Origin of the sequence: Actinomycetospora sp. CA-084318 (assembly GCF_050955885.1) — a bacterium.
In the GTDB taxonomy this organism is placed as follows: Bacteria; Actinomycetota; Actinomycetes; order Mycobacteriales; family Pseudonocardiaceae; genus Actinomycetospora.
This window is the reverse complement of the sequence record NZ_CP192098.1, coordinates 1,324,116-1,348,804: the sequence shown is the minus strand read 5'-3', so window position 1 is coordinate 1,348,804 and position 24,689 is coordinate 1,324,116. Positions and strand designations below refer to the sequence as shown.

Genomic DNA, 24,689 nt, shown 5'->3' with positions numbered 1-24,689 from the left:
GCGGTGCACGTACGCCCCGGGCGGACCACGGTCACCCGGATCCCGTGCTGCCCGGCCTCCGGGCGTGCCGCCCGCGACAGGGTCTCCAGGTACGACTTGCCCGCCGCGTACGCGGCGATCGCCGGGTCGTCCCGACCGGCCGCGGTGCTCGACACGTTGACGATCCCGCTGCCCGGCGGCATCGCCCGCAACGCCGCGGCGGTGAGCCGGGTCGGGGCGAGCACGTTGAGCAGCACCGACTCGTCCAGGTCCTCCGGGGCCTGCTCGCCGAGGTCGCCGTAGGTCGCGGAGCCCGCGTTGTTGACGAGCAGGTCGACCCCGCCGAGCTCGGTCTCCACGCGCGCGAGGCCCTCCGAGGTCGTCAGGTCGGCGACCAGCACGCGCACGTCGACGTCCAGCTCCGCCGCCAGCTCGGCGAGCGGTTCGGCGGAGCGCGCGACGAGCAGCAGGGGGTGCCCGCGCGCCGCCAGGGCACGGGCGAAGGCGGCGCCGATCCCCGAGGAGGCACCCGTCACCAGCGCCCGATTCGTCACCCGACCGGGTGACCGTCAACGGCGGCCGTCAACCACCGCGCGCAGCACACCGCGGATGTCGTCGGCCATCTGCGCGCTGCTGTGGTGCTCGGTGACCCACGCCCGGGCCGCCTCCCCCATCGCGCGGGCCCGGTCCGGGTCGTCGAGCAGCGACCCGATCGCCTCGGCGAGGGCGTCCGGGTCCTCCGGCTCGACCAGGATCCCCCGCGACGGGTCGACGAGCGCCTCCATCGCCGCGGTCCGGGTGGCGACGACGGGCCGCCCGCTCGCCGCCGCCTCCAGCACCACCGTCGACCCGCTCCCCCGCGTCGTCGGGTGCAGCGCGAGCGCGACCACCGTCGAGCGGCCGTACATCGCCCGCACAGCGCCCTCCATGCGGCGGCGGTGCACGACGCCGAGCTCGTCCGGGACGTCGACCCCGGCCATCGTCGTGCCGATCTCCAGCCGGACCCGTCGTCGGGACGAGAGCCGGCGGACCGCCTCGACGAGCAGCGGGTGGTCGCGGGCCTCGTCGTCACCCACCCCCGCGACGAGCGGCGTCGCCTCCGACCACGGCCGGGGCGCGAAGAAGGTCGTGTCGATCCCGAGCCGGCACGGGTGCACGCGCGCGGGGTCGAGCCCCCACCCCTCGACGAGGTCGGTGTACATCCCGGGTCCGAGGGTCACGATCCCGGCGAAGCGCCGCAGGGCCGTCCCGACGACCGCCCGCGCGGCCCGGGTGTACGTCTCCGGACCCTGCACCCAGACCAGCCCGGACACCACGGGCGGCCCGCCGGGGAGCAGGACCGCGGGGAAGCCGGTGCGCTCGTCCATGGTGTAGACGACGTCGGCGTCCCGCCGGGCCTGCGCCCCGAGCAGCTCCGCCACCGGCTCGTACCCGTCGAGCCGGTTGCGGACCTTGCGGGCGACCCAGGCCGCCCGGCCGTGCAACGGACGGCGGAACCCGAGCTCCACGTCGTCGGCCTCGGCCAGGTGGTGCAGGCCGTAGGGCGTGCGGTCGGGGATCTCCCCGCGGGCGTTCGCCGCCGTGTGCGCCTCGACGTCCGACTGCTCCGGCAGCTCCACCCGTATCCGCATCGCGGTCGATCAGATCACGAGCCGATGGCGTCCAGCTCGGCCACGGCGTCGGCGGGCAGCTCGAGCCCCGCACCCGCGACGTTCTCGCGCAGGTGGTCCACCGACGACGTGCCCGGGATGAGCAGGATGTTCGGCGAGCGCTGCAGCAGCCACGCGAGCGCGACCGCGAGCCGCGACGCCCCGAGCCGCTGCGCCACGGCGTCCAGCTCGGCGGACTGCAGCGGCGAGAAGCCGCCCAGCGGGAAGTAGGGCACGTAAGCGATGCCCTGCTCGGCCAGCGAGGCGACGAGGTCGTCGTCGTGGCGGCGGGCGATGTTGTACGGGTTCTGCACGCAGACCACGGGTGCGATGCGCTGCGCGGCGGCGATCTGCTCGGCGTTCACCGTGGAGAGGCCGAGATGGCGGATCTTGCCCTGCTGCTGCAGCTCCGCCAGCGTGCCGAACCGCTCTTCGATGGGCTCCTGCGGCTGCGGGGTCATGGTGTCGTCGCCGCCGGGCATGCGGAGGTTGACGACGTCGAGGGTCTCCAGCCCGAGCCGCTGCAGGTTGTCGTCGACGGCCTGGCGCAGCTGGTGGGGCTCGAGCGCCTGCGGCCAGCCGCCCTGCTCGTCGCGGAAGGCACCGACCTTCGTGACGATGCGCAGGTCGTCGGGGTAGGGCGCGAGCGCCTCACGGAGGATCTCGTTGGTGACGTGCGGGCCGTAGAAGTCCGACGTGTCGATGTGGTTGATGCCGAGCGCGACGACCTCGCGCAGCACCGCGATCGCGGCGTCCCGGTCGGCCGGCGGACCGAAGACGTGCGGGCCGGCGAGCTGCATCGCCCCGTAGCCGACGCGGGTGACCTCGAGGTCGCCGAGGTGGTAGGTGCCGCCGGGCAGTTCCGTCGTGATGGACATGGCCCCAGGCTGCCCCGCGACGCGGGACCCTGCGAGAGGAACACGTGTCCTGGGACCGCGGGACCCACCCACCCGTCGGGACGGCGGTCCCGACGGCGGGTGGTGCGAGCCCTAGTTGACGGCGTCGATCGGCGCCGAGCAGGACTTGGCGCTCGTCGCGGCGTTGCCGTGCTTCGCGTCCGAGAAGATCGGCAGCGACAGGACGTTGTCCTGGACCGGCACCTGGACGCCCGCGGCGTTGACCGGGACGTTGTTGTTGCAGGCGTTGATCGGCGTGTTCGGCGCGAAGTCGCTCGAGTTGATCAGACCCTTCTGCACGGTGCCGTGGTGGCTGCCGTGGTGGTCACCGTGGTGGTGGCCGTGGTGGTCGCCGTGCGGGTTGTCGCCCGCGAACGCCATGCCGGCGCTCGAGAGCAGGCCGGTGGAGATGACAGCGGTGGCGAGCACGGTGCGACGCAGCGTCGACATAAGACCTGCACGTCCTTTCGGAGATGTTCGGAAGACGTGTCGACAACGGGTTGCGACATGTGTGGGACACGGTTTCCGGACGCGCTCCCGGCTATCGGGTGACCGTCGTCGACCCAGCGTCGACCGCTGGTCCGCACCGTCACCCGACGGTGCCGCGCCGGGGCGGGGGGCTGGTCACGCGTGGTGTGATGACGGTGTGCCCCACGTCTCCACGGTGGTCGCCCGTCCCTGGCGCGAGGTCTACGACTACGCCGCCGATCCCGCACACCTGCCCGCGTGGGCGGCGGGCCTCGCGTCGGCCGCGCTCGTGCCCGGCGACGACGGATGGTGGACCGCCTCCTCGCCCATGGGCACGGTCGGCGTCCGGTTCTGTGCGCGGAACGACTTCGGGGTGCTCGACCACGTCGTGCGCCTGCCCGACGGCACGGAGGTGCTCAACCCGATGCGCGTCGTCCCGTGGGGCGACGACGCGGAGGTGGTGTTCAGCGTCCGTCCGCGGGCGGGGATGAGCGAGGACGACGTCGCGGCCGACGTGGCGGCGGTGGCGGCGGACCTGGAGACGCTGCGGGGTCTGCTGGAGTCGTGACCGGTGCGCGCATCTCCGGCGCGTGCCACCGCTGACGCCGAGGTGCCCGCGCGTCGGTGGCCGATCCGTGTCACTCGACGCGTCGGAGGGGCCACCGACCCGTCGGGCGGCCGAGCATGATCCGGGCGCCCGCCGAGGACGGCCGTCGGCGGGGTGAGGAGCGACGTCCGGCGTCCGTCCTTCGGACTTCGTGAGCGTGTCGCAGCACGGCTTGCGCGTGTCGCGCACGAGCTGGCGATCATGGTCCGGGCGGACCACCGCCCCGGCCGTGGGGAGCACGACCGGGGCGGGGTGGCGGGAGGGTCAGCCCGCCGGTGCGGGGGCCGGAGCCTGCGGCGCCTGGCCGTTCGGCGCGGCCGGAGCCTGCGGCGCCTGGCCGTTCGGCGCGGCCGGAGCCTGCGGCGCCTGACCGTTCGGCGCGGCCGGGGCCTGCGGCGCCTGGCCGTTCGGCGCGGCCGGGGCCTGCGGCGCCTGGCCGTTCGGCGCGGCCGGGGCCTGCGGCGCCTGGCCGTTCGGCGCGGCCGGAGCCTGCGGCGCCTGCCCGTTCGGTGCCGCCGGAGCCTGCGGCGCCTGCCCGTTCGGCGGCGCGGGCGGCTGCGGGGCGCAGCGACCGGGACCACCGGCCGGCCCACCGGGGCCACCGGGTGCTGCCGGGCCGCCCTTCGGCCCACCGGGCCCACCCGGGCCGGGCGCACCGGGACCCCCCGGCCCACCCGGCCCACCCGGCCCACCCGGCCCACCCGGCCCACCCGGCCCACCCGGCCCACCGTCGGGTCCCTGCTGCGAGGCCATTGCCACCGGCCCGACGCCACCCGGACCACCGGGGCCCGACAACGAGGTGCCGAGCGGGGTCGCCAGGAGCACGACACCCGCCACCACGAGGCCGAGCACGAAGGCCCCGACCGTGCCGAGGATGCCGAGCGCCCGGCCCCGTGGCCGTCGCTCCCCCGCCGAGTCCCGGAACCGGGCCCAGCGCGACCGCTGCGGCACCGGCTCCACCGGCGCGGTCTCCGGGTCGTAGTCGCTCATCGCACGTCCTTCTCGTCTCGTTCGTCCCGCGATCCGCGGCTCGGCACCGACGATGGGGAGCGGACCTGAAGCCACCCTGAGGTCGTGGGGGCCGCCGCCGTTCCTCAGCCAGGCTTCAGCGACTTCAGGCGCACTTCAGTCGCGCCTGGTGGGATGGCGCACCATGGCTGGTCACACGGATCCGAACGCGCCACGGGTGCTCGTCGTCGAGGACGAGGCGACCATGCGCGAGTCGATCGTGCGGGCGCTCGGCCGTTCCGGGCACGTGACCCGCGGTCTCCCCGACGGCGGATCGCTCGAGGAGACCCTCGACGGCTTCCGACCCGACCTCGTGATCCTCGACGTGATGCTGCCGGGGCGCGACGGGTTCGACCTGCTGACCGTGGTCCGCGACCGGACCGACGCCGGCATCGTCATGGTCACCGCCCGCGACGCGCTCGACGACCGGCTGCGCGGGCTGGACACGGGGGCCGACGACTACGTCGTGAAGCCGTTCCTGCTGGAGGAGCTCACGAGCCGGGTGCGGGCGGTGCTGCGCCGGCGCGGCCGGACGCCGACCGCGCTCGTCGTCGGGGACCTCGTCATCGACGAGGAGGCGGGCGTCGCGACCCGCGCCGGGGTGCCGCTGAAGCTGACGGCGACCGAGCTGCGGCTGCTGCGCTACCTCGCCGAGCAGCGCGGGCGCACGGTGAGCAAGAACCAGATCCTCACCCAGGTGTGGGGCTACGACGCCTACGACCCGAACCTCGTCGAGGTCCACCTCTCCGCGCTGCGCCGCAAGCTCGAGGCGCACGGCCCGCGGATCGTGCACACCAGCCGGGGACTGGGTTACACGCTGCGCGCGAGCGACGCGACCGAGGCGGACCCGGCGGGAGCCGCACCGTGACCGGCCCGCTCGCACGCCTGCGTCGTCGGGACCCCTCGGCCGTCCCGGCGCGCTCCCTGCGGTTCCGGGTGACCGCCACCGTCGTCGCGGTGATGGTCGTGACGCTGCTGGTGGCGGGGATCGTGCTGGACCTCGTGCTCTCCGCGGCCCTCGAGCGCGACCAGCAGGACCGCCTGAGCGAGCGGGCGGCACGCGTCGACCAGCTGGTCGCGCAGCAGGTGCCCGCCGACGACCTCGTGGGCCTGCTCGACGGGCAGGGCGTCAACGCGGTGCGCCGGCAGGCCGACGGCGCCGTCCTCGAGGGCGTGCCCGCCCCGCCCGCCCCGCCCGGCGGCGGGCCGGGCGGTCCGCCCGGGGGCCCGCGGCCGGGACCACCCCCGGCGCGCTCCGGCCCGACGCTGACGATCACGAAGCCGCTCAGCGACGGCACGGTCATCGTGCTCTCGGCCGATCCCGGCGACGTCGAGGCGGTGGAGTACCGGCTGCGCGGGGTGATGGTCGGCGTCGGCATCGTCGGGGTGGTCGGGTCCGCCCTGCTGCTGTTCAGCGGCGTCACCGCGGCCCTGCGCCCGCTCGACGGCATGACCCGCGTGGCCCGCGCGATCGCCACCGGGGACCGGGGGCGCCGCCTGCACCCCTCGAGCGCCGACACCGAGATCGGCCGCACCGCGGCCGCGTTCGACGAGATGCTCGACGCCCTCGACGCCGCCCAGGCCCGCTCCGACGACGCCGCCCGGCGCGAGCGGGCGGCGGCCGAGGAGGCCCGCCGGTCCGAGGCGACGACCCGCCGCTTCCTCTCCGACGCGGCGCACGAGCTGCGCACCCCGCTCGCCGGGATGCAGACGCTCGCCGAGACGCTGGTCCGGGACTCCGACGAGGACCGCGAGGTCCGCGAGGAGCTCGCCATCGCCCTCGTGCGGGAGACGTCGCGGGCCTCGGCGCTCGTCACCGACATGCTCGACCTGGCCCGGATCGAGGGCGGCCAGGCGCTGCGGCGCGAGGACGTCGACCTCGTCGCCCTGGCCCGGGAGCAGGCCGACCACCTGCGGCTCGTGAGTCCCGACCTCGACGTCGAGGTGGCAGCCGACGGACCCGTCGTCGCGGCGATCGACGCCGCGAAGGTGCGCCGCGTCCTGGTCAACCTGCTCGACAACGCACGACGTCACGTGGCCGTGGACGGCGCGGTGCGGGTGGGGGTGTCGGCCCTGCGGGACGTGGGCGACGGCAGCGGGCCGGGAGGACGCATCGTGGTGCACAACGACGGCGAGGCCATCGCCGAGGAGGACCGGGACCGGGTCTTCGACCGGCTCGTCCGCCTGGACGAGGCCCGGGCGCGCGACGGGGGCGGGGCCGGGCTGGGCCTGTCGATCGCCCGTGCCCTCGTCCGCGCCCATGGTGGGGACCTCGTCTACCGCGCCGCCCCGGACGGCTCGGACTTCGTGGTGACGCTGCCGCTCGCGCCGGTGCCCGCGGGGGACCCGGTCGTCGTGGGGTGAGTGGGCGGTGAACCCGCTGGGCCACGTGCGTCCCGCTGTTGGTTGAAATGGGTCCTTCCCCCGATCGTGGCAGCGTCGTTACTCTTCGGTGACGTCCAACCAGATTGCCGTCGGGGGTGGGATGGACCGGATCGGCGAGTACACCTGGAGTCCCGGCGTCGACCGCTGGGAGTGGAACGACGCGATGTTCCACCTGCTCGGGTACGCCCCGGGCCAGGTCCGGCCCAGCCGCGCGCTCGTCGTCGCGCATAAGCACCCCGCCGACCGGGCGCAGGTCGAGCACGTGATGGCCGACGCCTGCAGCAACCGACTGGCGTACACCCACCGACATCGGATCGTGTCCGTCACCGGCGAGATCCACGAGGTGACCGCGATCGGCTACCCCGTGGGCGCCCGCTCCGAGGCGCTGCGGCTGCACGGCTACCTCGTCCACCTGGCCACGCACCAGCCCTCGGCCTCGGCCGCGCGGGCCGCCGGCGCCACCGCCCGCCCGCCGTTCCGCCCGGAGCCCCCGCGCACGGCGGGTCCGCCCACGGTGCCGTTCACGATGCCCGACCCGGCCGCCGCGGCGCCGTGGGCGCTGGACGTCTCCCGGGAGCACGACCGGCTGCTGGTGCGCGCCATCGACGTCCTCGCCGAGCTCACCGAACTGCCGCAGGGCGCCGCCGCCGCGCTGGTGGCCCACCTCGCCAACGCGACGGCGCTGCCGCTGATCGTGGTGGCCGAGCGGATCCTCGCGATGCGCCTCGACCCCGACGTCCGGGGGCTGGGCGACCTGCTCGAAGGTCTCGCCCTCCTGGACCTGCCCGACTGACCAGGCCGTGATCGTGATGGAGGTCGCATTCGATCTCCACGGCGTTTAGCGTGACCGTGAGCACATCGTCGTCGCTCGGAGGTCTTCTGATGCGAGCACCGCGCCACGTCCGCCTCACCACCCCGCTCGTCCGCGACGGCGGCGAGCTCCGGGAGGCGAGCTGGTCCGAGGCCCTCGACCGGGCCGCGGCCGGCTTCCGCGGGGTGCCCGGCGAGGCGTACGGGATGTTCTCGTGCTCGAAGGCGAGCAACGAGCTGAACTTCATGGCGCAGAAGTTCGCGCGGGTGGTGATGGGGTCCAACAACGTGGACTCCTGCAACCGCACTTGACACGCTCCCAGCGTCGTCGGTCTGACGGCGGTGTTCGGCGCCGGTGGTGGCACCAGCGCCTACCAGGAGGTCGAGGAGACCGACCTGGTGCTGCTCTGGGGCTCCAACGCGCGCGAGACCCACCCGATCTACTTCCACCACGTGCTGAAGGGGCTGCGGCGCGGGGCCGAGATGTACGTCGTCGACCCGCGGCGCACCTCGACCGCGCGGTGGGCGAAGGGCCACCTGCCGCTCGACGTCGGGACCGACATCGCGCTCGCCCACGGCATGGGCCGCGCGATCCTCGACGCCGGGCTGGAGAACCGCGCGTTCATCGAGCGGGCGACCACCGGGTTCGACGAGTACCTGCGGGCCGTGGAGCCGTGGACGGTCGAGCGCGCAGCGCAGGTGACGGGCGTCGACCCCGACCTCATCCGCGAGACCGCGCTGGCGTTCGCCCGCGCCGACCGGGCGCAGCTGTGCTGGACGCTCGGCATCACCGAGCACCACAACGCCGTCGACAACGTCCGCGCCCTGATCAACCTGGCCCTGCTCACCGGACACGTCGGTCGCTGGGGCTCGGGCCTGGTCCCGCTGCGCGGACAGAACAACGTGCAGGGCGGCGGCGACATGGGGGCGATCCCCAACAAGCTCCCCGGCGGCTACGACGTGGCCGACGACGCCCACCGCGCCCGCTTCGACGCGGCGTGGGGCAGCTCGATCCCGCCGGTCAAGGGTCTGCACCTGTCGCAGATGTTCGAGGCGATGGAGCGCGGCGAGATCCGCGCGGCCTACGTCGTCGGGGAGAACCCCGCGGAGTCCGAGGCCGACGTGGCGCACGCCCGGGCGCTGCTCTCGGGGCTCGACCACCTCGTCGTCCAGGACATCTTCCGCACCGCGACCGCCGAGCTCGCCGACGTGGTGCTGCCCAGCTGCGCCGACTGGTGCGAGTACGAGGGCACCGTCACCTCCTCCGAACGCCGGGTGCAGCGGGTGCGCAAGGCCCTCGACCCGCCCGGCCTGGCGCGGCCGGACACCGAGATCCTGTGCGACCTCGCCCGGCGCCTCGGCCACGACTGGGGCACGCCGAGCGCCGAGGAGGTCTGGGACGAGCTGCGCTCGCTCTCGCTCGACTGGCACGCCGGGATGTCCTACGCACGGCTCGAGGCCGAGGGCGGGCTGCAGTGGCCGTGCCCCTCGCTCGACCACCCGGGCACCCCGACGATGCACACCCGGCTCTGGGAGCGGGACCCCGCGCTGCGCGGCGCGCCGGCCCCGTTCGCGCCCGTGGAGCACGCGGGCCCGCTCGATGAGCTCTCGCCGGAGTTCCCGCTGCGGCTCACCACGGTGCGCCGGCTCGACTCGTACAACTCCGGGGTGCAGACCGGCGGCTACGCCTCCCCGCTGCGCCGCGACGAGGCGCTCTGCCTCGACGCGACCGACGGGGCGGCGCTGGGCCTGCACGACGGCGAGCGGGTGCGGGTCATCTCGCGGCGCGGTGCCGTGGAGGCGCCGGTCCGGTTCGACGACGCGGCCCGCCCGGGGCTCGCGTTCATCACGCCGCACTTCTCCGAGCAGGTCGACGTCAACCTGATCACCAACGAGGCGTGGGACCCGCAGTCGGGCACCTCGGAGTTCAAGGCGACCGCGATCCGCATCGAGAAGCTGTCCGTCACGGCCCGTGTGCCCGTGGCCGGCTCGTAGGAGGTACAGGTGGACCTGGTCCTGCTGCCCGACGCGGCGACCGAGGCCGAACGGGCGGCCGTGGACGTCGTCGTCGGGACGGTGTCGGAGCCGCGGCGGGACCTCCTGCTGCCGGCCTTCCACGCCGTCATGGACGAGATCGGCTGGATCAGTCGCGGCGCGCTGTCCTACGTCTGCGAGCGGCTGCACGTGCCGCCGGCCGAGGCGTACGGGGTCGCGACGTTCTACGCGCTGTTCTCGGTGACCCCCCGGGCGCCGCGGGTGGCGCACGTCTGCGACGACGTCGGGTGCGCCGCGTTCGGCGGCGAGGACCTCTGCCGCGCCATGGAGGAGCGCCTCGGCGCCCCGGGTGAGCGCGACGACGTGACCTGGACCCGGAGCCCCTGCCTGGGCCTGTGCGAGCGCGCCCCGGCGGTGTTCCTGCAGTGCGCCTCCCAGCGTGAGGGGCACCCTCAGGCCGGTGGAGCGCTCGGATCCTCCCCTCACGACGAGCGCGACGACGGCATCGAGCACCGCCAGATCGCCCCCGCCGACGTCGACACGGTGCTCCGCGCCCTCGACGGCGAGGACGTCGACGGCCCCGACCCCGTCGTCAGCACCCCGCAGGCCGGGGCGCCGGACCTCGAACTGCTCGCGCGCGTCGGGGTCGTCGACGCGGGCGACCTCGACTCCTACCGCGCCGCGGGCGGCTACACCGGGCTGCGCCGGGCGCTCGCGGTCGGACCGGCCCGCGTGGTCGACGAGATCACCGTCGCCTCCCTGACCGGCCGCGGCGGGGCGGCGTTCCCCACCGGCACGAAGTGGGCGGCCGTCGCGGGCTCCCCCGAGCCGGAGAAGTACCTGGTCTGCAACGCCGACGAGTCCGAGCCCGGCACCTTCAAGGACCGCGTCCTCATGGAGGCCGACCCGTTCGCGCTGGTCGAGGCGATGACGGTCGCCGGGATCGCGGTCGGCGCGCGCACCGGCTACCTCTACGTCCGCGGCGAGTACCCGGCCGCGGAGCGGGCCCTGCGGCGGGCGGTCGCCGAGGCCCGGCGGCACGGCTACCTCGGCGACGACGTCATGGGCTCGGGCCGGGTCTTCGACATCGAGATCCGGCGTGGCGCCGGCGCGTACATCTGCGGCGAGGAGACCGCACTGATGAACTCGCTCGAGGGCCGCCGCGGCGAGCCCCGGGCGAAGCCGCCGTTCCCCACGGTCGCCGGGCTGTTCGGGAAGCCGACGGTGATCAACAACGTCGAGACGCTGGTCAACGTGCTGCGGATCGTCGCCGAGGGCGGGCCCGCGTTCGCCTCGGTCGGCTCCGGGCGCTCCACCGGGACCAAGCTGTTCTGCCTCTCCGGGGTCGTGGCCCGGCCCGGCGTCTACGAGGTGCCGATGGGGACCACGCTGCGGGAGCTCCTCGAGCTCGCGGGCGGGGTGCCCCCGCGACTGCGGGCGATCCTCCTCGGCGGTGCCGCGGGCTCGTTCGTCACGCCCGACCAGCTCGACGTCCCGCTCACCCTCGAGGGCACGCGGGAGATCGGCGCGACGCTCGGCTCGGGCGTGGTGCTCTGCTTCGACGACGCGACGGACTTCGCTGCCGTGCTCCGGCGGATCGCCGGGTTCTTCCGCGACGAGTCGTGCGGGCAGTGCGTGCCCTGCCGGGTGGGCACGGTGCGCCAGGAGGAGGCGCTCGCACGCATCGTGCGCGGGCGGGAGATCGGCGGGCGCACCGTCGAGCTGCAGCTCCTGCGCGACGTCGACCGCGTCATGACCGACGCCTCCATCTGCGGGCTCGGCCAGACCGCGGCGTCCGCGGTTCGCTCGGCCCTGCAGCTCGGCCTGATCGGAGAAGGCTCGTGACCGTCGTCGACCTCGGCACCATCCGCCGCCTCGTCAGCGTCACCGTCGACGACGTCGAGCACCGCGTCCCCGAGGGCGCGACGATCATGGACGTCCTCGACGACGCGGGCGCGGACACGCCACGCCTCTGCCAGGCGCCGAACCTCACGCCGGTCAACGCCTGCCGGGTGTGCGTGGTCGAGGTCGAGGGCTCCCGGCCGCTCGTCCCGTCCTGCGCCCGGCGGGTCGAGGACGGCATGGTCGTCCGGACGGACACGGAGCGCGTCGCGCACAGCCGGAAGATGGTGCTGGAGCTGCTCGCGAGCGCCAACGACCTGTCCGAGGCCGGCGACGACGTCGCGCGCTGGCAGATCGAGTACGGCGCCGACCCGGAGCGCTACGGCCCGCCCGGTCCGCCCGCCGCGGCCGGCGAGCGCGGCAACCGGCACGCCGGGCACCACAGCATCCCCGACGGCGAGACGCGGGCGACGGTGGCGCAGCCGGTCACCGTCGACAACGACCTCTACGTGCGTGACTACGCGCGCTGCATCCTCTGCTACAAGTGCGTCGAGGCCTGCGGCACCGACGCGCAGAACACGTTCGCGATCGCCGTCGCGGGTCGCGGGTTCGACGCGACGATCTCGACGGAGTTCGCGGTCCCGCTGCCCGACTCGGCCTGCGTGTACTGCGGCAACTGCATCGGCGTGTGCCCCACCGGGGCGCTCAAGTCGGTCGCGGAGCACGAGCGGCGCGAGGCCGGGACGTGGGACCCCGAGGGCGAGACGGTCACGTCGACGATCTGCTCGTTCTGCGGCGTCGGCTGCACCCTGGAGCTGCACGTCCAGGACAACACGATCGTCAACGTGACCTCGCCGCACGACCACTCGGTGACCCACGGCCACCTGTGCATCAAGGGTCGGTTCGGGTTCCAGCACGTGCAGAACGTCGCAGGTCCTCCGCCCTGATCTTCGTCCCGTTCGTGCCGGACGTCGTCGGCATCTCGTCGATGACGTGCACGGCCGCGGGGACCTTGAACGCCGCCAGCGTCGCGGCGCACCAGTCGCGCAGGTCGTCGGGGGACGCCGGGGCGTCGAGGGTCACGAACCCGACCGCCACCGACCCGCCGTCGGGACCCTCGATCCCGACGACCTTCGCGGTGTGCACGGCCGGGTGCGCCCCGAGCCGCAGCTCGATCTCCGCCGGGTCGACGAGGAAGCCGCGCAGCCGCAGCGCGTCCCCGGCCCGGCAGACGTAGACGAACGCGCCCTCGTCGACGACGACGCCGAGGTCGCCGGAGCGGAACCAGCCGTCGTCGGTGAACACGTCCGGCGACGACCCGAGGTAGCCGTCCACCACGTTCGGGCCGCGGAACTCCAGCTCGCCCTCGACGCCCGGCCCCGCCTGCACACGGACCTCGATCCCCGGGTGCACCACGCGCCCGCCGCCCGCCCAGCGCTGCGGGGTGGGCTCGGACAACGGCCAGGTCGCCGCCAGCGCGAACAGCTCCGAGGAGCCGTACACCCCCGCCGTCGCGACCCCGAGCTCGTCGGCGAGCCACGCGGCCAGCTCCTGCGAGCGCCCCTGGAAGTCGGCCACGCCCCACCACCGCCACGACGACAGCTCGCGCGGCCGCGCCCGCTGCGCCTCGGTCAGCCGCAGCACCAGGTCGTCGCCGCTCGCGAGGTGCGTGACGCCGACGGCGGCCATGTCGTCGAGCGTCGCGTCGGCGTCGAAGACCGGCTCCAGCAGCGCCGCCCCGCCCGCGGCGAGCCCGGCCAGCACGGCGTTGTAGCCGAACACGCCGGACAGCGGCAGGGCGCCGAGCACGACGTCGTCCTCGGTCAGCCCGAGCGCCGCGGCGCCGGCGACGGCGTGGGTCAGCACGGCGGCGCCGGTGTGCGCCGCCAGCTTCGGGAGCCCGGTGGACCCCGACGTCGTGAAGGCGACGGCGAGCCGGTCCGGGTCGGAGGGCTCCGGCTCGGGCCCGTCGGTCCGCTCCGGCGTCCACGTCGTCAGGCCCCCGACGTCCGGTGTGGTCCCGTCGCCCCGCACGAGCGCCACCTGCGGCCGCACCCCCGAGCCCTCGACGGCGGCGCGCAGCCGGGCCGCGAGGTCGAGGCCGTGGAACCCGTGCGCGAGCGCGACGAGCACCGGCCGCGCCCGGGCCAGGACGTGCGTGGCCTCCTCGACGCCGTAGCGGGTGTTGATCCCGACGACGTGGGCGCCGCGGGCCGCGACGGCGCACTGCCAGACGAGCGCCTCGGTCCAGTTCGGCATCCACACGGCGACCGCGTCGCCGGCGGACACCCCGCGTCCGCGCAGCTCCTCGGCCAGCGCCCGGACCCGCTGCCACAGCTCGCCGCGGGTGACCGCGACGAGGCCGTCGTCGGTGCGCTCGTGGATCGCGACGCGGTCGGGGTCGCGCCGGGCGAGCCGACCGAGGAGGTCGGGCAGGTCCGCCGGGCGCGGACCCGGCGCCGGGAAGGGTGCGACGTCGCGCTGCTCGGTCATGCCGCCTCCGTGCCCGCCGTCAGGTCCCGCAGCCAGCCGTCGAGGACGGCGGCGAAGCCCGGGATCTCCTCCATGGGGTAGTGCCCCACCCCGTCCAGCACCGTGCACAGTGCGCCGGGGATGCGCGAGGCCGCCCACCGCACGCGCTCGACGTCGAGCCACAGGTCGTCGGCGCCCACCACCAGGTGCAGCGGGCAGGCGATGGCGCCGAGCTGGTCGCGGAGGTCGTGCGACGCCCACCCGAGCAGGTCGGAGTTCGAGACGACCGGGTCCTCCCGACGATGCATCGTCGCGATGAGGCGCGCCCGCTCCGGGTCGGTCGCGCGGCCCACGACGGCGAGCGTGCCGAGCTCGGTACGGTCCGCGCGGCTCGGGGCCGCCACGTCGACGAGTTCCCGACGGAGGCCGCGGGGGCTGGGCGAGCCCCCGGTCCAGGCGTCGGCGGCCATCGCGACGACCGCGGTGAGCCGGTCGGAGGCCCGCACCGCCAGATCCAGCGCGATCTTGCCGCCGATCGAGCAGCCGGCCACCGCGAAGCGGTCGAGGCCCAGCTCGTCGGCCAGGGCGAGCAGCCAGGCCGCGTAGGTCCCGAGGTCGTCGACCGGGCCGCCCGGCGCCGGTTCGGAGCGCCCGTGCCCCGGCAGGTCGGGGACGACGACGCGGTGGCCGGCCTCGACGAGGTCGGGGACGACGTGGCGCCACTGGCCGCCCGACTGGCCGGCGGTGTGCAGGCAGAGCACGGCGGGCGCGGTGGGCTCGCCGTGCTCCTCGACGAAGGCGAGGGTGCCGTCGACGGTCCGGTAGCCGGTCATGCGATCGCCCGCGCCGCGTCGACGACGAGGTGGAGCGCGCGGGTCAGGCGCAGGTACTCGTAGCCGTCGCCGGTGGCGGAGAGCCGACCCGTCATCGCGAGCCGCAGGAACGGGTTGTCCGGCGCCTCGACCAGCTCGAGCCAGGTGGACGCGTCGGCGACGAGGGTGAACGTGGCCCCGTGCGGTGCCCGTCGGCTCACGTCGATCACCGCGCCCCGGTAGACCCGCAGGTGCACCTCGTCGTCGTCGCAGCGCAGCCCGATCGTGCCGTCCCAGGTCTCCAGGACCGTGGCGACCTCCGGGTCGAGCGCGTCGACCAGGGCCCGGCCCCAGCCGACCGTGCCGAACGCGCGCCGGTCGTCGTCGGGACCCGGGGTGCGGGCCGTGACCAGCGCGGTCGTCGTGCCCTCCTGGCGGGTCACCCCGTCGTCGCCGACGAGGCGCATGTGGCGGGTGACGGTGCCGCGGGTGCCGGACCGGGTGCGCCGCACGCGCAGGATCGTGAGCTCGAGGTGGACGACGTCGCCGACCCGGATCGGGGCGCGGTAGCTCCAGTGCGTGTCGAGCAGGCCCGCCACCGCCTCGCCGTGCAGGCCGAGCGACTGCATGAGGCCCATCGCGACGGCGATCCCGAAGGGGCCCTGCAGCATCGCCGCGGGCCCGGTGTGCAGCGGGTGGTCGTCGCCGGAGAGGCGGGTGAAGGCGGCGAGGTCGTCGGCGGTGACCGTGCGGGTCGCGCTCGTGAAGCGCTCGCCGACGACGAAATCCTCGAGCCACCGGCCGGTGCCTGCTGCGGCCTGGACAGCGGTCACGCGCACTCCTCCTCGACAGCGACACACGAACGATCGTTCACCACCGAAGCATCGGGCCGATCCGCCGTCAAGACCGCTAGCCTCGTCGTCATGAACGCCCGTTCCCCCGCCACCCTCGTGGCGGACACCGGCCGCGGGAACGAGGCCGCGATCCTCAACGCCGCGCTCGACGCGTTCGGCGCCCAGGGCTTCCACGGGGCCTCGATGCGCGACGTCGCGAAGCGGGCCGGCACGAGCCTGTCGAACCTCTACAACTACGTGCCGAGCAAGTCCCGGCTGCTCGCCGAGGTGCTGCGCCGGGCCAACGACGAGCTGGCCGCCCGGCTGCGCGCCGCGCTCGAGGACGCGGGCGACGACGCGGCCTCCCGGATGCGGGAGGCGGTGCGGGCGTACGTGCGGTTCATCGTGGACCACCAGGTCGCGATGGTCGTCTCGACGAACGAGGTCCGGTACCTGACCGGCGCGGACCGGGCCGCGCTGGTGGCCGAGCGGGACGCCACGCAGGCCGTCTTCGAGGGCATCGTCGCGCAGGGCGTGGCCGACGGGACCTTCACGACGCCCTATCCGGACGACGCCGCCCGGACGGTGCTCACCGCGCTGTCCGCGGTCTCGGGCTGGTACCGGCCGGACGGCCGGCTCTCGCGCGGCCAGCTCGCCGAGCAGCAGGCGCGGTACGCCCTCGCCCTGCTGGAGGCCCCGCTCGCGCACTGACCCTTGCCTGACCGCGACCGCACTCCTACGTTACGAACGATCGTTCGTACCAAGACGGGTGGAGGCACGCCGTGACGGCAGGGACCGAGATCGCTCCCGCGAAGATGCGGCGGCTCGCGGCCGCGGCGGTCTTCGCGACGACCCTCGAGTGGTTCGACTTCCTCATCTACGCGACCGCGGCGGCGCTGGTGCTGGGGCCGCAGTTCTTCCCGTCGGCCGACCCGGTGGCCGGCACGCTGGCCTCGTTCGCCACCTTCGCGGTCGGCTTCGTCGCACGGCCGGTCGGCGGGATCATCGCGGGCCACGTCGGCGACCGGTTCGGGCGCAAGCCCCCGCTCGTCGCCGCGATGCTCGTGATGGGTGTCGCGACCTTCGCGGTCGGCATCCTGCCGCCCTACTCCAGCATCGGTGTCTGGGCGCCGATCCTGCTCGTCGTCGCCCGACTGGTGCAGGGCCTCGGCGTCGGCGCCCAGTGGGGCGGGGCGGCGCTGCTGCTCGTCGAGCACGCGCCGGAGAGGCACCGGGGCTACTACGGCAGCCTCGTCCAGACCGGTGCGGTCGCCGGCGCGGTCCTGGGCAATCTGTTCTTCCTGATCCTCACCGCCACCATGGCGCCCGCCGCCTTCGACGCGTACGGCTGGCGCATCCCGTTCCTGTCCGGGCTGGTGCTCATCGGCATCGGGGTCTACGTGCAGCTGAAGATCGAGGACACCCCGGTGTTCCACGAACTGCGCGAGCGCTCGGCCGCCGCGGCGCGGGAGGCCGGCGTCCGCAAGGCGCCGCTGGTGCAGGCGGTGCGCCACCACGGGCTCGCCATCGTGCAGGCGGCCGGCGCGTTCTTCGTGGTCAACGCGGTCTTCTACATCCTGATCTCCGGCATCCTCGGGTACGCGACGACCGAGGTCGGCATGTCGCGGACGTCGATCCTCGTGTGCGTCATGGTCGCCGGGCTGTCCCAGCTGATCACGATGCCGTTCTTCGGGGCGCTGACCGACCGGATGGGATCGCGCAAGAAGCTCTACCTCGTCGGCTGCGTCTCGATGGCGGTGTTCGCGTTCCCGCTGTTCTGGCTGATCGACACCGGCTCGGTGCCGCTGGTGCTGCTCGCGCTGCTGATCGCGTTCACCATCCACGCCACGATGTACGGGCCGCAGGCCACGCTCTACGCCGAGATGTTCCCCGCCGACGTGCGCTTCTCCGGCGCCTCCCTCGGCTACCAGGTCGCCTCGGTGCTCGCCGGCGGGCTCGCGCCGTTCATCATGACGGCGCTGCTGGCCGCCACGGGTGCGTCCTGGTCGGTCGCGGTGTACATCATCGCCTGCGCGGCGATCACGTTCGTCGCCGTCGCGTCGATCCGTGAGCGCTTCCGGCGGAACCTCTACGACGTCTCGGAGACCGAGCGCGCCTCCGTGCCGCGGTAGGAGGGGTACTCCTCTCCCGAACGGACCAGCTCCTCACGTCCGCATAACGTGCCGTGTCCGCCGTCGTTTCCCGGTGCATGACGAACGCAACGACCCGGGCGGCGGCGTTCGTCGCCGTCGTCGTCACCGGGCTGGCCCTGCTCTTCTCCGGCGTCGCCAACGCGTGGGAGCACGGCAACGGCAACGGCACCGGGGGCTGCAGCTCCGGCAGGGCCGTCGGCAACGGTGCGACGCTGCTGAACACCTTCGAGTTCAGCCTCTGCCAACGGAGTGCGGACAACCGCGACGTGACCGGCTACTTCCAGGCCGCCGCACCGCTGACGGCGAACATCGTCGCGCCGCGGGGCCCGATCACCTGCGCCGACGTGCAGGGCAGCGACGTGTCCTTCTACTACCCCTTCGGCGCCGGCAGCGTGCCGCCGCCGAACCCGGCCCTGACCGGCATCGTCATCTACGCGCACGACGGCGGGGCGACCGGCGACACGATCGCCTTCGCGCCGGTCAACGCGGGCCTGATCCCCGACTGCTCCTTGACGAGCCCGCTCGTCACCGGCCTGAAGCTGACGGCCCTCCCCGTGGCCACCGGCGGGATCACGGTCACCCCGCGCGCCTGACCCCGCACGACCGACCGGAGCCTCGGGGACGCCACGTCCCCGGGGCTCCGGCACGTCGTCACCCCGACGCACTGACCGCCCGCAGGCGCCGGTTCTCCCGCTCGAGCTCCTCGATGCGCGCCTGCAGGCCCGCGACGCCCTGCTCGATCTCCTCCACGGTGAAGCGCGGCGTGATGTGCTGCGGGCAGTTCCAGGCGAGGCCCTCGACGTCGACGACCAGCAGGCGCTCGACCGCGCCGTCGGTGCGCAGGTCGGCGAGGCGGGCGGCGAGCTCGGGTGCCTCGTCGATCCGCACCGATCGGGCCCGTCCGAGGACCTTGAGTCGGGTGCGCGTGGCGTAGCGCATGAAGAACAGCGCCACCCGGTCGTCGGTCCGCAGGTTCCCGGCGGAGAGGTACTGCCGGTTGCCGCGGACGTCGGCGAGCGCCAGCGTGTGCTCGTCGAGCACGTGCACGAACCCGGGCGGGCCGCCCTTGTACTGGATGTAGGGCCAGCCGTCGGCGTTCACGGTGCCGAGGTAGAAGCCGTCGAGACCGGTGACGAACTCCGTCTCGACCGGCCCCAGCGCGTCGGGGCCGGTGTCGCCCCCGGCCAGCCGGCGGTCGTTGGCGGCGAGGCTCCCGTGCTCGTCCTGGACCTCACGGACGGGGGCCGTGCACGTCAGGTGTGCGTACCGACTCATCGGACTCCTCCTGTACATACCGGTCGTTACAGAGGCGACTGTACATACCACTCGGTACAGTCGGGGACGTGAGTACGCGTGAGGACCTCGTCGAGGCGACCGCCGACCTGCTCTGGGAGCGCGGCTACTCCGCCACCAGCCCGGCGATGATCCTCGCCCGCTCGGGGGCCGGCCAGGGCAGCATGTACCACCACTTCCGCGGCAAGGCCGACCTCGCGCGCACCGCGATGGAGCACGTCGCGGCGGAGATGACCGCCGCAGTGGAGGGCGCCGACGACCCGTCACGGCCGGCGCTCGAGCGGGTCGAGGGCTTCCTCGGCCGGTTCCGCGACCCGCTGCGCGGCTGCCGCATCGGCCGGCTGGTCCAGGACGCGGAGGTGGTCGGGGACGACGAGCTGCGCGCGGTGGCCGACCGCTACTTCCGGCACCTGCAGGGCTGGCTCACCGACGTGCTCGAGGCCGGGCGCGCCACTGGCGAACTGCGGCCCGACGCCGACGTCGAGGCCGCCGCGGCGATGGTCGTCGCCGTGGTTCAGGGCGGCTTCGTCCTCGCCCGCGCCCAGCAGGACCCCGCCCCGCAGCAGGCGGCGATCCGCGGGGCGCGGGCCGCGCTGGGTGCACTGCGCGCCCGGTGAGAGTCGCTAGCGCCCTGTGAGCGCGGCGAACACCTCCGCCGGGTCGTCGGGCACCGTCGTGAACCGCGCCGCCACGTGGTGGTCCGGGCGCACCAGCACCCCGCCGGCGTCGCCGATCCCCTCGGTCTCGAGCAGCCGCGCCCAGTCGCCGTAGGGGTCCTCGACCTCCTGGCCCGGACCCACGACGATCACCCGCAGCTGCTCCGACGACGGCCACACCGTCCCGCCCGGCCCCGCGAACAGCGTGAACCGCCCGTGACCCGCCAGGTCGATCGTCGACACGTCCCCGTCCGGCCCGGCCAGCCACACGTGCGGCACCCGCGCGCCCGGCGTCGTCGTCGCGACGTAGGTCAGCTCCGGGTCCTCGACGGTGGCCAGCGGATCCGGCGCGACCGAGTCGGGCACCACCGCCGACGAGACGTAGCGCTGGTTGAGCTCCACGCCGTGCGCGTCGAACTCGTAGGCCTTGAACGCGATCGCCTCGCGCAGCGCCCGGCGCTGCTTCTCCGCCCCGGGTTCCCGACGACGAGCCATGTTCTCCCGCATCACGGAGGCGTCGGTCGTGTCGCTCAGACCGAGCGCGTCGAAGATGCGGCCGGTCTCGCCGATCGACTGGTTCGCCCGGTCGACCACCTGCCGGCCGATCGGCGCGCGCTCGGCGCTGTAGGTGTCGAGCAGGGTCGAGTCCGCCCAGCCGCGCAGCACCCAGGCGAGCTTCCAGGCGAGGTTGAACGAGTCCTGGATCGAGGTGTTCGACCCGAGCCCGTTCGACGGCGGGTGGCGGTGCACCGCGTCCCCGCCGCAGAACACCCGGCCGGAGCCGTAGTGCTCGGCCGCCATGTGGTTCACCGTCCACGCCGAGCTGCCGACGATCTCCACCTCGAGGTCGTCGACGCCCACGAGCTGCCGCACGAGCCCCGTCGTGAACTCCTCGGAGAGGTCGGGCGGGCCGTCGGCGACGTCGTAGCCCCAGATCGTCAGCCACTCGTTCCACGGGCGGACCATCCGGACGACGCCCATGCCGATGCCGCCGATGTCCGACCCCGGCTGCAGCACCCAGTACAGGACGCTGGGCCGGTGGGCGACCCACGGCGAGAGGTCGGCGCGGAACACGATGTTGAGCGAGCCGGCCACACCCATCTCCCCGCGCATGGGCAGGCCGGCGTCCTCCGCGACGCGCGAACGCCCGCCGTCGGCGCCGTAGAGGTACTTCGCGCGGATCTCGTACTCGTCGTCACGGAGGCGGTCGCGGACCCGGACGGTCACCCCGTCGTCGTCGACCGCGTGCGACAGGTACTCGGTGGAGAACCGGATGCGCGAGCCGGCAGCCTGCGCGCCCTGCACCAGGATCGGCTCCATGAGGCTCTGCGGCATGTCGCAGATGCCCGCGGGGCTCGCGAGCCGGTGCGCGGCACGGCTGCGCGGGTCGGTGCCCCACGAGCGGACCCGGCCGAGCTCCTCGCCCGCCAGGGCGGTGCAGAACGTCGTCGTGCCGATGAGGTCCTGCGGCGTGGCCAGGGCCTCCACCTGCGCGGCGACGCCGAGGTCGCGCAGCACCTCCATCGTGCGCTGGTTGGTGATGTGGGCGCGGGGCTCGGCCGCGAGGGTCTCGTAGCGCGTCACCACGATGTGGTCCACGCCCAGGCGGGCGAGCGCGAGCGCCATCGACGCCCCGGCCGGACCGCTTCCCACGACGACGACGTCGGTGGTCACCATGGACCGGAATCCTGCGGCTTCCCGACGTCGGGTCGCAAGACGTGCCGTTGAAAATTCTACGACCGGCGCGGCGAGCGGGCCTGGAAGTCCTGCGCGATCTCGTCGAAGGTCACCCAGCGGACGCCCTCGTGGCCCGAGATGTACTCGATGAGCCGCTCGTGGGCGAGCAGCACCTGGGGCCGCCCGGAGACGTCCGGGTGGATCGTCATGGTGAACACCGCGTAGTCCATCTCGCGGTACACCCAGTCGAACTGGTCGCGCCAGAGCTGTTCGATGTCGTGTGGGTTGACGAAGCCGTGCGAGTTCGGGCTGCCCTTGATGAACATCATCGGCGGCAGGTCGTCGAGGTACCAGTTGGCCGGGATCTCGACGAGGTCGGTCTCCTGGCCGCGCACCAGCGGCTTCATCCAGTCCGCGGCGTCGCGCTCCAGGTCGATCTTCGTCCACGAGTCGCCGACGCGGACGTAGTAGGGCGTGAAGTCGTCGTGCATGAGCGAGTGGTCGTAGCGCAGCCCGCGGTCGAGCACGAGCTCGTTGGTGATCTCGGAGAACTCCCACCACGGCGCGACGTAGCCGGTGGGCCGGGTGCCCGAGCGCGACTCGATCAGCGCGATGCAGTGGTCGAGGACGTCGGACTCCTGCTGCCGCGACATCGCGATCGGGTTCTCGTGGCTGTAGCCGTGGACCCCGATCTCGTGGCCCGCGGCGACGCAGGCCTCGAACGGCTCCGGGAACGTCTCGATCGAGTGGCCGGGCCAGAAGAACGTCTGCCGCAGCCCGTACCGGCGGAACAGCTCGAGCACCCGCGGCACCCCGACGTCGCCGGCGAACAGCCCCCGGGAGATGTCCCCGGGCGAGTTCTCCCCGCCGTAGGACCCGAGCCACCCCCCGACGGCATCGATGTCGACTCCGTAGCTGACCAGGATCTCCTTCGCCATGCGAGCAGGACTACCCCGGCAGGCCCGCCCAGAACTCGGTCAGCGCCGCCGCGCCCCGCGCCGGGTCCTGGCACATCCACCAGTGCCCGAGCCCGTCGAGCACCGTGACCTGCGCGCCCGCGCGAGCCGCCGCGCGGCGCCGCATGGCCTCGTCGCCGACGAAGGTGTCCTCGGTCGCGAGGATGCCGAGCCCGGGCCGGGCGGCGAGCCGCTCGAGGGACTCCCCGCGCCGGGCCATCGCGGGCTGGGCGGCGTCGCGGTAGAGCGTGAGCACGCAGGCCTGCATGGTCTCGTCCTGCGCGGCCGCCATCGTCGCGGCGACCGGCCCGGGGATCCCGAACGCCGTCATCCGGGCGGCCTTCGTCTCCGTCGGCCCGCCGAGCATGCCGGCGACGTGCTCCTCCCCCACGCCCGGCGTCTGCCAGGCCTGCGCGAGGTCGTGCCACACGTACTCCGGCTCGAAGGCGCCGAGGATGTCGCTGGCCCAGCTGCGCACCAGGTCCGGGCGGGCCAGCACCGCGTTGACCACGTGGCCGCCGCCCCAGTCGTGCCCGACGAGGTCGACGGGCCCGTCCAGGCGCTCCAGCTCGGCGATCAGCCAGTCGCGGTAGCCGTCGACCGTCGCGGTGAACCCGGCCGGCACCGGCGCGCCGAAGCCGGGCGGCGCGAGCCGCACGACGTCGTCGCGGCGGAGCTCGGCGAGGAGCGGGTCCCAGACGGCGGGGGTCTCGGGGTTGCCGTGGACGAGGACGACGGTCATGCGACGGATTCTGGCGTGCTCCCCACCGTCGGGCGCACCCGGACGAACGACGCCGCGACGAGCGCCACGAGGCCGATCACGCCGGCGACGACGAACGCGACCTGCAGCCCGTCCGCGTCGGGAGCCGCCGCGCCGACCGCACTGCCGAGCGCGGCCACCGTCACGAAGACCGCGGTCCCGAGGGCGCCCGCCACCTGCTGCAGGGTGGAGAGCACGGCGCTGCCGTGGGAGTAGAGGTGGTCGGGCAGCGACCCGAGGGCCTCCGTCATGAGCGGCGTCATCATCAGGCCGAGACCCGCCATGAGCAGGACGTGGATGCCGATCACGGCGGCCAGCGGCGAGCCCTCGCCGAGGGTCGCGAACAGCCAGAGCGCACCCGCCGTCATGACCGCGCCGGGGAGCACGAGCGGACGCGCGCCGAACCGGTCGAACAGCGATCCGACGGGGCGGCCGAGCAGGCCCAGCACCAGGCCACCGGGCAGCACCGCGAGCCCGCTGACGAACGTGGAGACGCCGAGCACGGTCTGCAGGTAGAGCGGCAGCAGGATCGCCGAGGCGCCGATGAGGCACATGAAGAGCGGGACGCTGGTGGCCACCGCGACCGTGAAGGGGCGACGCGTGAACACCCGCAGGTCGAGCAGGGCGGCGTCGGCGCGCTGCAGGTGCAGCTGGCGGGCGACGAACACCCCGAGCGCGGCGAGCCCGACGACGACGGGCGCCCACGGCGGCACCGGGTGCGCGCCCCCGGACTCCCCGATCGCGGACAGGCCGTAGAGCAGACCACCGAAGCCGACCGCGGAGAGCAGCACCGACCCGACGTCGAGCGGGACCCGGCGCGTGGTCGACGACAGGCGCAGGTACCGCGCGCCCACGAGCAGCGCGACGATCGCGAGCGGGAACACCAGGCCGAACATCCAGCGCCAGCCGAGGCCGGCCAGGACCGCGCCGCCGATCGTCGGGCCGAGGGCGGGCGCGACGGCGATGACGATCGTGATCGTGCCCATCGTCGCGCCGCGGCGCTCCGCGGGGACGAGCCGCATGATCGTCGTCATGAGCAGCGGCACCATCACCGCCGTGCCCGCGGCCTGCACCACCCGACCGGCGAGCAGCACCCCGAAGCCGGGGGCGAGGGCGGCGAGCAGCGTGCCGGTGCTGAACAGCGAGAGCGACGTGAGGAACACCGCGCGCGGGGTGAAGCGCTCGAGCAGGAAGCCGGTGATCGGGATGACCACGGCCATCGTCAGGAGGAACCCGCTGGTCAGCCACTGCACGGTGGTCGCGGGGACGCCGAGGTCGACGGTCAGGTCGCGCAGCGCGACCGACAGGATCGTCTCGTTCAGGATCATCACGAACGCCGACCCGACGAGGACGGCGATCAGCAGGCCCGCGCGCGGGGGCGCGGCGGACTCGGGGCGCAGCTCGGCATGCGCGGTCATGGGGTCCTCCGGACGACGGG

The 24,689-nt window shown here is 74.3% G+C and carries 23 protein-coding genes and 1 pseudogene; 11 read left to right on the top strand and 13 right to left on the bottom strand.

All coding sequences use genetic code 11. From position 1 onward, the window contains the following. Positions 1 to 47: 47 nt before the first annotated feature. The 4 genes and pseudogenes from ACQPYX_RS06610 to ACQPYX_RS06595 all read right to left on the bottom strand — a co-directional run. Positions 48 to 515, bottom strand: a pseudogene (locus ACQPYX_RS06610) (SDR family NAD(P)-dependent oxidoreductase); the annotation flags it as partial. 33 nt (positions 516 to 548) lie between these two features. Further along, positions 549 to 1,610, bottom strand: coding sequence for a glycosyltransferase family 4 protein (locus ACQPYX_RS06605; protein ID WP_433802104.1), 1,062 nt, complete (start codon positions 1,608 to 1,610; stop codon positions 549 to 551). Positions 1,611 to 1,624: 14 nt separating this feature from the next. Next, positions 1,625 to 2,506, bottom strand: coding sequence for an oxidoreductase (locus ACQPYX_RS06600; protein WP_433802103.1), 882 nt, complete (start codon positions 2,504 to 2,506; stop codon positions 1,625 to 1,627). A gap of 111 nt (positions 2,507 to 2,617) precedes the next feature. Beyond that, on the bottom strand, positions 2,618 to 2,974 hold the full coding sequence (locus ACQPYX_RS06595) for a hypothetical protein (protein ID WP_433802102.1): 357 nt from the start codon (positions 2,972 to 2,974) through the stop codon (positions 2,618 to 2,620). 196 nt (positions 2,975 to 3,170) lie between these two features. Here ACQPYX_RS06595 and ACQPYX_RS06590 point away from each other — a divergent pair, with 196 nt between their 5' ends. Beyond that, the gene (locus tag ACQPYX_RS06590; protein ID WP_433802101.1) at positions 3,171 to 3,560 is read left to right on the top strand and encodes an SRPBCC family protein; all 390 of its coding nucleotides are present in this window, start codon (positions 3,171 to 3,173) and stop codon (positions 3,558 to 3,560) included. Positions 3,561 to 3,863: 303 nt separating this feature from the next. Here the strand turns inward: ACQPYX_RS06590 and ACQPYX_RS06585 are convergent, their stop codons facing one another. Continuing rightward, positions 3,864 to 4,589: a hypothetical protein gene (locus ACQPYX_RS06585; RefSeq protein ID WP_433802100.1), complete on the bottom strand. Its 726-nt coding sequence runs from the start codon at positions 4,587 to 4,589 to the stop codon at positions 3,864 to 3,866. 163 nt (positions 4,590 to 4,752) lie between these two features. Between ACQPYX_RS06585 and ACQPYX_RS06580 the strand changes: the two genes are divergently transcribed. The 6 genes from ACQPYX_RS06580 (at position 4,753) to ACQPYX_RS06555 (ending at position 12,586) form a co-directional block, all read left to right on the top strand. Beyond that, on the top strand, positions 4,753 to 5,475 hold the full coding sequence (locus ACQPYX_RS06580; RefSeq protein ID WP_433802099.1) for a response regulator transcription factor: 723 nt from the start codon (positions 4,753 to 4,755) through the stop codon (positions 5,473 to 5,475). Next, a complete protein-coding gene (locus tag ACQPYX_RS06575) occupies positions 5,472 to 6,971 on the top strand; it encodes a HAMP domain-containing sensor histidine kinase (protein ID WP_433802098.1) in 1,500 nt (499 codons plus the stop codon). Before ACQPYX_RS06580 ends, ACQPYX_RS06575 begins: the two co-directional genes overlap by 4 nt. Before the next feature lie 121 nt (positions 6,972 to 7,092). Then, positions 7,093 to 7,785, top strand: a complete 693-nt coding sequence (locus tag ACQPYX_RS06570; protein WP_433802097.1) for a PAS domain-containing protein — start codon at positions 7,093 to 7,095, stop codon at positions 7,783 to 7,785. 89 nt (positions 7,786 to 7,874) lie between these two features. Then, a complete protein-coding gene (locus ACQPYX_RS06565) occupies positions 7,875 to 9,797 on the top strand; it encodes a molybdopterin oxidoreductase family protein (protein WP_433802096.1) in 1,923 nt (640 codons plus the stop codon). Positions 9,798 to 9,806: 9 nt separating this feature from the next. Beyond that, a complete protein-coding gene (locus ACQPYX_RS06560; RefSeq protein ID WP_433802095.1) occupies positions 9,807 to 11,642 on the top strand; it encodes an NAD(P)H-dependent oxidoreductase subunit E in 1,836 nt (611 codons plus the stop codon). After that, positions 11,639 to 12,586, top strand: coding sequence for a 2Fe-2S iron-sulfur cluster-binding protein (locus ACQPYX_RS06555; protein ID WP_433802094.1), 948 nt, complete (start codon positions 11,639 to 11,641; stop codon positions 12,584 to 12,586). The genes ACQPYX_RS06560 and ACQPYX_RS06555 overlap by 4 nt, the downstream gene beginning before the upstream one ends. On the opposite strand, the gene ACQPYX_RS06550 is transcribed toward ACQPYX_RS06555, so the two are convergent. The 3 genes from ACQPYX_RS06550 to ACQPYX_RS06540 are packed head-to-tail and all read right to left on the bottom strand — an operon-like array spanning position 12,531 to position 15,756. Further along, a complete protein-coding gene (locus tag ACQPYX_RS06550) occupies positions 12,531 to 14,132 on the bottom strand; it encodes an AMP-binding protein (RefSeq protein WP_433802093.1) in 1,602 nt (533 codons plus the stop codon). The two genes, ACQPYX_RS06555 and ACQPYX_RS06550, sit on opposite strands and share 56 nt — an antisense overlap. Further along, complete coding sequence (locus ACQPYX_RS06545; RefSeq protein ID WP_433802092.1) at positions 14,129 to 14,944, bottom strand: alpha/beta fold hydrolase; 816 nt, start codon at positions 14,942 to 14,944, stop codon at positions 14,129 to 14,131. The genes ACQPYX_RS06550 and ACQPYX_RS06545 overlap by 4 nt, the downstream gene beginning before the upstream one ends. Further along, complete coding sequence (locus ACQPYX_RS06540) at positions 14,941 to 15,756, bottom strand: MaoC/PaaZ C-terminal domain-containing protein (protein WP_433802091.1); 816 nt, start codon at positions 15,754 to 15,756, stop codon at positions 14,941 to 14,943. Before ACQPYX_RS06540 ends, ACQPYX_RS06545 begins: the two co-directional genes overlap by 4 nt. Positions 15,757 to 15,846: 90 nt before the next feature. Here ACQPYX_RS06540 and ACQPYX_RS06535 point away from each other — a divergent pair, with 90 nt between their 5' ends. The 3 genes from ACQPYX_RS06535 to ACQPYX_RS06525 all read left to right on the top strand — a co-directional run bounded on the left by ACQPYX_RS06535 (position 15,847) and on the right by ACQPYX_RS06525 (position 18,502). Further along, positions 15,847 to 16,467: a TetR family transcriptional regulator gene (locus ACQPYX_RS06535; RefSeq protein ID WP_433802090.1), complete on the top strand. Its 621-nt coding sequence runs from the start codon at positions 15,847 to 15,849 to the stop codon at positions 16,465 to 16,467. 71 nt (positions 16,468 to 16,538) lie between these two features. After that, positions 16,539 to 17,888: an MFS transporter gene (locus ACQPYX_RS06530; protein WP_433802089.1), complete on the top strand. Its 1,350-nt coding sequence runs from the start codon at positions 16,539 to 16,541 to the stop codon at positions 17,886 to 17,888. Positions 17,889 to 17,965: 77 nt separating this feature from the next. Beyond that, a complete protein-coding gene (locus tag ACQPYX_RS06525) occupies positions 17,966 to 18,502 on the top strand; it encodes a hypothetical protein (RefSeq protein WP_433802088.1) in 537 nt (178 codons plus the stop codon). 58 nt (positions 18,503 to 18,560) lie between these two features. Here the strand turns inward: ACQPYX_RS06525 and ACQPYX_RS06520 are convergent, their stop codons facing one another. Beyond that, complete coding sequence (locus ACQPYX_RS06520; protein WP_433802087.1) at positions 18,561 to 19,184, bottom strand: pyridoxamine 5'-phosphate oxidase family protein; 624 nt, start codon at positions 19,182 to 19,184, stop codon at positions 18,561 to 18,563. A 68-nt stretch (positions 19,185 to 19,252) separates the two neighbouring features. Between ACQPYX_RS06520 and ACQPYX_RS06515 the strand changes: the two genes are divergently transcribed. Next, positions 19,253 to 19,819 carry a TetR/AcrR family transcriptional regulator gene (locus tag ACQPYX_RS06515; RefSeq protein WP_433802086.1) on the top strand — a complete coding sequence of 189 codons (567 nt, stop codon included), beginning with the start codon at positions 19,253 to 19,255 and terminating at the stop codon, positions 19,817 to 19,819. 6 nt (positions 19,820 to 19,825) lie between these two features. Here the strand turns inward: ACQPYX_RS06515 and ACQPYX_RS06510 are convergent, their stop codons facing one another. Genes ACQPYX_RS06510 through ACQPYX_RS06495 form a run of 4 tightly spaced genes read right to left on the bottom strand, consistent with a single transcriptional unit; the run spans position 19,826 to position 24,669 of the window. Continuing rightward, complete coding sequence (locus ACQPYX_RS06510; RefSeq protein ID WP_433802085.1) at positions 19,826 to 21,535, bottom strand: FAD-dependent oxidoreductase; 1,710 nt, start codon at positions 21,533 to 21,535, stop codon at positions 19,826 to 19,828. 56 nt (positions 21,536 to 21,591) lie between these two features. Beyond that, positions 21,592 to 22,473 (bottom strand): polysaccharide deacetylase family protein, encoded by an 882-nt coding sequence (locus tag ACQPYX_RS06505; RefSeq protein ID WP_433802084.1) that lies wholly within the window; start codon positions 22,471 to 22,473, stop codon positions 21,592 to 21,594. Between the two features lie 10 nt (positions 22,474 to 22,483). Further along, positions 22,484 to 23,233 (bottom strand): alpha/beta fold hydrolase, encoded by a 750-nt coding sequence (locus ACQPYX_RS06500; protein ID WP_433802083.1) that lies wholly within the window; start codon positions 23,231 to 23,233, stop codon positions 22,484 to 22,486. Next, a complete protein-coding gene (locus tag ACQPYX_RS06495; RefSeq protein WP_433802082.1) occupies positions 23,230 to 24,669 on the bottom strand; it encodes an MDR family MFS transporter in 1,440 nt (479 codons plus the stop codon). Before ACQPYX_RS06495 ends, ACQPYX_RS06500 begins: the two co-directional genes overlap by 4 nt. Positions 24,670 to 24,689: the final 20 nt, after the last annotated feature.

Bases quoted from the DNA above. Each gene is read 5' to 3' on its own strand.
- ACQPYX_RS06545 (WP_433802092.1), bottom strand. From the start codon at position 14,944: ATGACCGGCTACCGGACCGTCGACGGCACCCTCGCCTTCGTCGAGGAG.
- ACQPYX_RS06580 (WP_433802099.1), top strand. From the start codon at position 4,753: ATGGCTGGTCACACGGATCCGAACGCGCCACGGGTGCTCGTCGTCGAG.
- ACQPYX_RS06510 (WP_433802085.1), bottom strand. From the start codon at position 21,535: ATGGTGACCACCGACGTCGTCGTCGTGGGAAGCGGTCCGGCCGGGGCG.
- ACQPYX_RS06550 (WP_433802093.1), bottom strand. From the start codon at position 14,132: ATGACCGAGCAGCGCGACGTCGCACCCTTCCCGGCGCCGGGTCCGCGC.
- ACQPYX_RS06520 (WP_433802087.1), bottom strand. From the start codon at position 19,184: ATGAGTCGGTACGCACACCTGACGTGCACGGCCCCCGTCCGTGAGGTC.
- ACQPYX_RS06605 (WP_433802104.1), bottom strand. From the start codon at position 1,610: ATGCGGATACGGGTGGAGCTGCCGGAGCAGTCGGACGTCGAGGCGCAC.
- ACQPYX_RS06495 (WP_433802082.1), bottom strand. From the start codon at position 24,669: ATGACCGCGCATGCCGAGCTGCGCCCCGAGTCCGCCGCGCCCCCGCGC.
- ACQPYX_RS06525 (WP_433802088.1), top strand. From the start codon at position 17,966: ATGACGAACGCAACGACCCGGGCGGCGGCGTTCGTCGCCGTCGTCGTC.
- ACQPYX_RS06570 (WP_433802097.1), top strand. From the start codon at position 7,093: ATGGACCGGATCGGCGAGTACACCTGGAGTCCCGGCGTCGACCGCTGG.
- ACQPYX_RS06505 (WP_433802084.1), bottom strand. From the start codon at position 22,473: ATGGCGAAGGAGATCCTGGTCAGCTACGGAGTCGACATCGATGCCGTC.
- ACQPYX_RS06600 (WP_433802103.1), bottom strand. From the start codon at position 2,506: ATGTCCATCACGACGGAACTGCCCGGCGGCACCTACCACCTCGGCGAC.
- ACQPYX_RS06500 (WP_433802083.1), bottom strand. From the start codon at position 23,233: ATGACCGTCGTCCTCGTCCACGGCAACCCCGAGACCCCCGCCGTCTGG.
- ACQPYX_RS06585 (WP_433802100.1), bottom strand. From the start codon at position 4,589: ATGAGCGACTACGACCCGGAGACCGCGCCGGTGGAGCCGGTGCCGCAG.
- ACQPYX_RS06595 (WP_433802102.1), bottom strand. From the start codon at position 2,974: ATGTCGACGCTGCGTCGCACCGTGCTCGCCACCGCTGTCATCTCCACC.
- ACQPYX_RS06535 (WP_433802090.1), top strand. From the start codon at position 15,847: ATGAACGCCCGTTCCCCCGCCACCCTCGTGGCGGACACCGGCCGCGGG.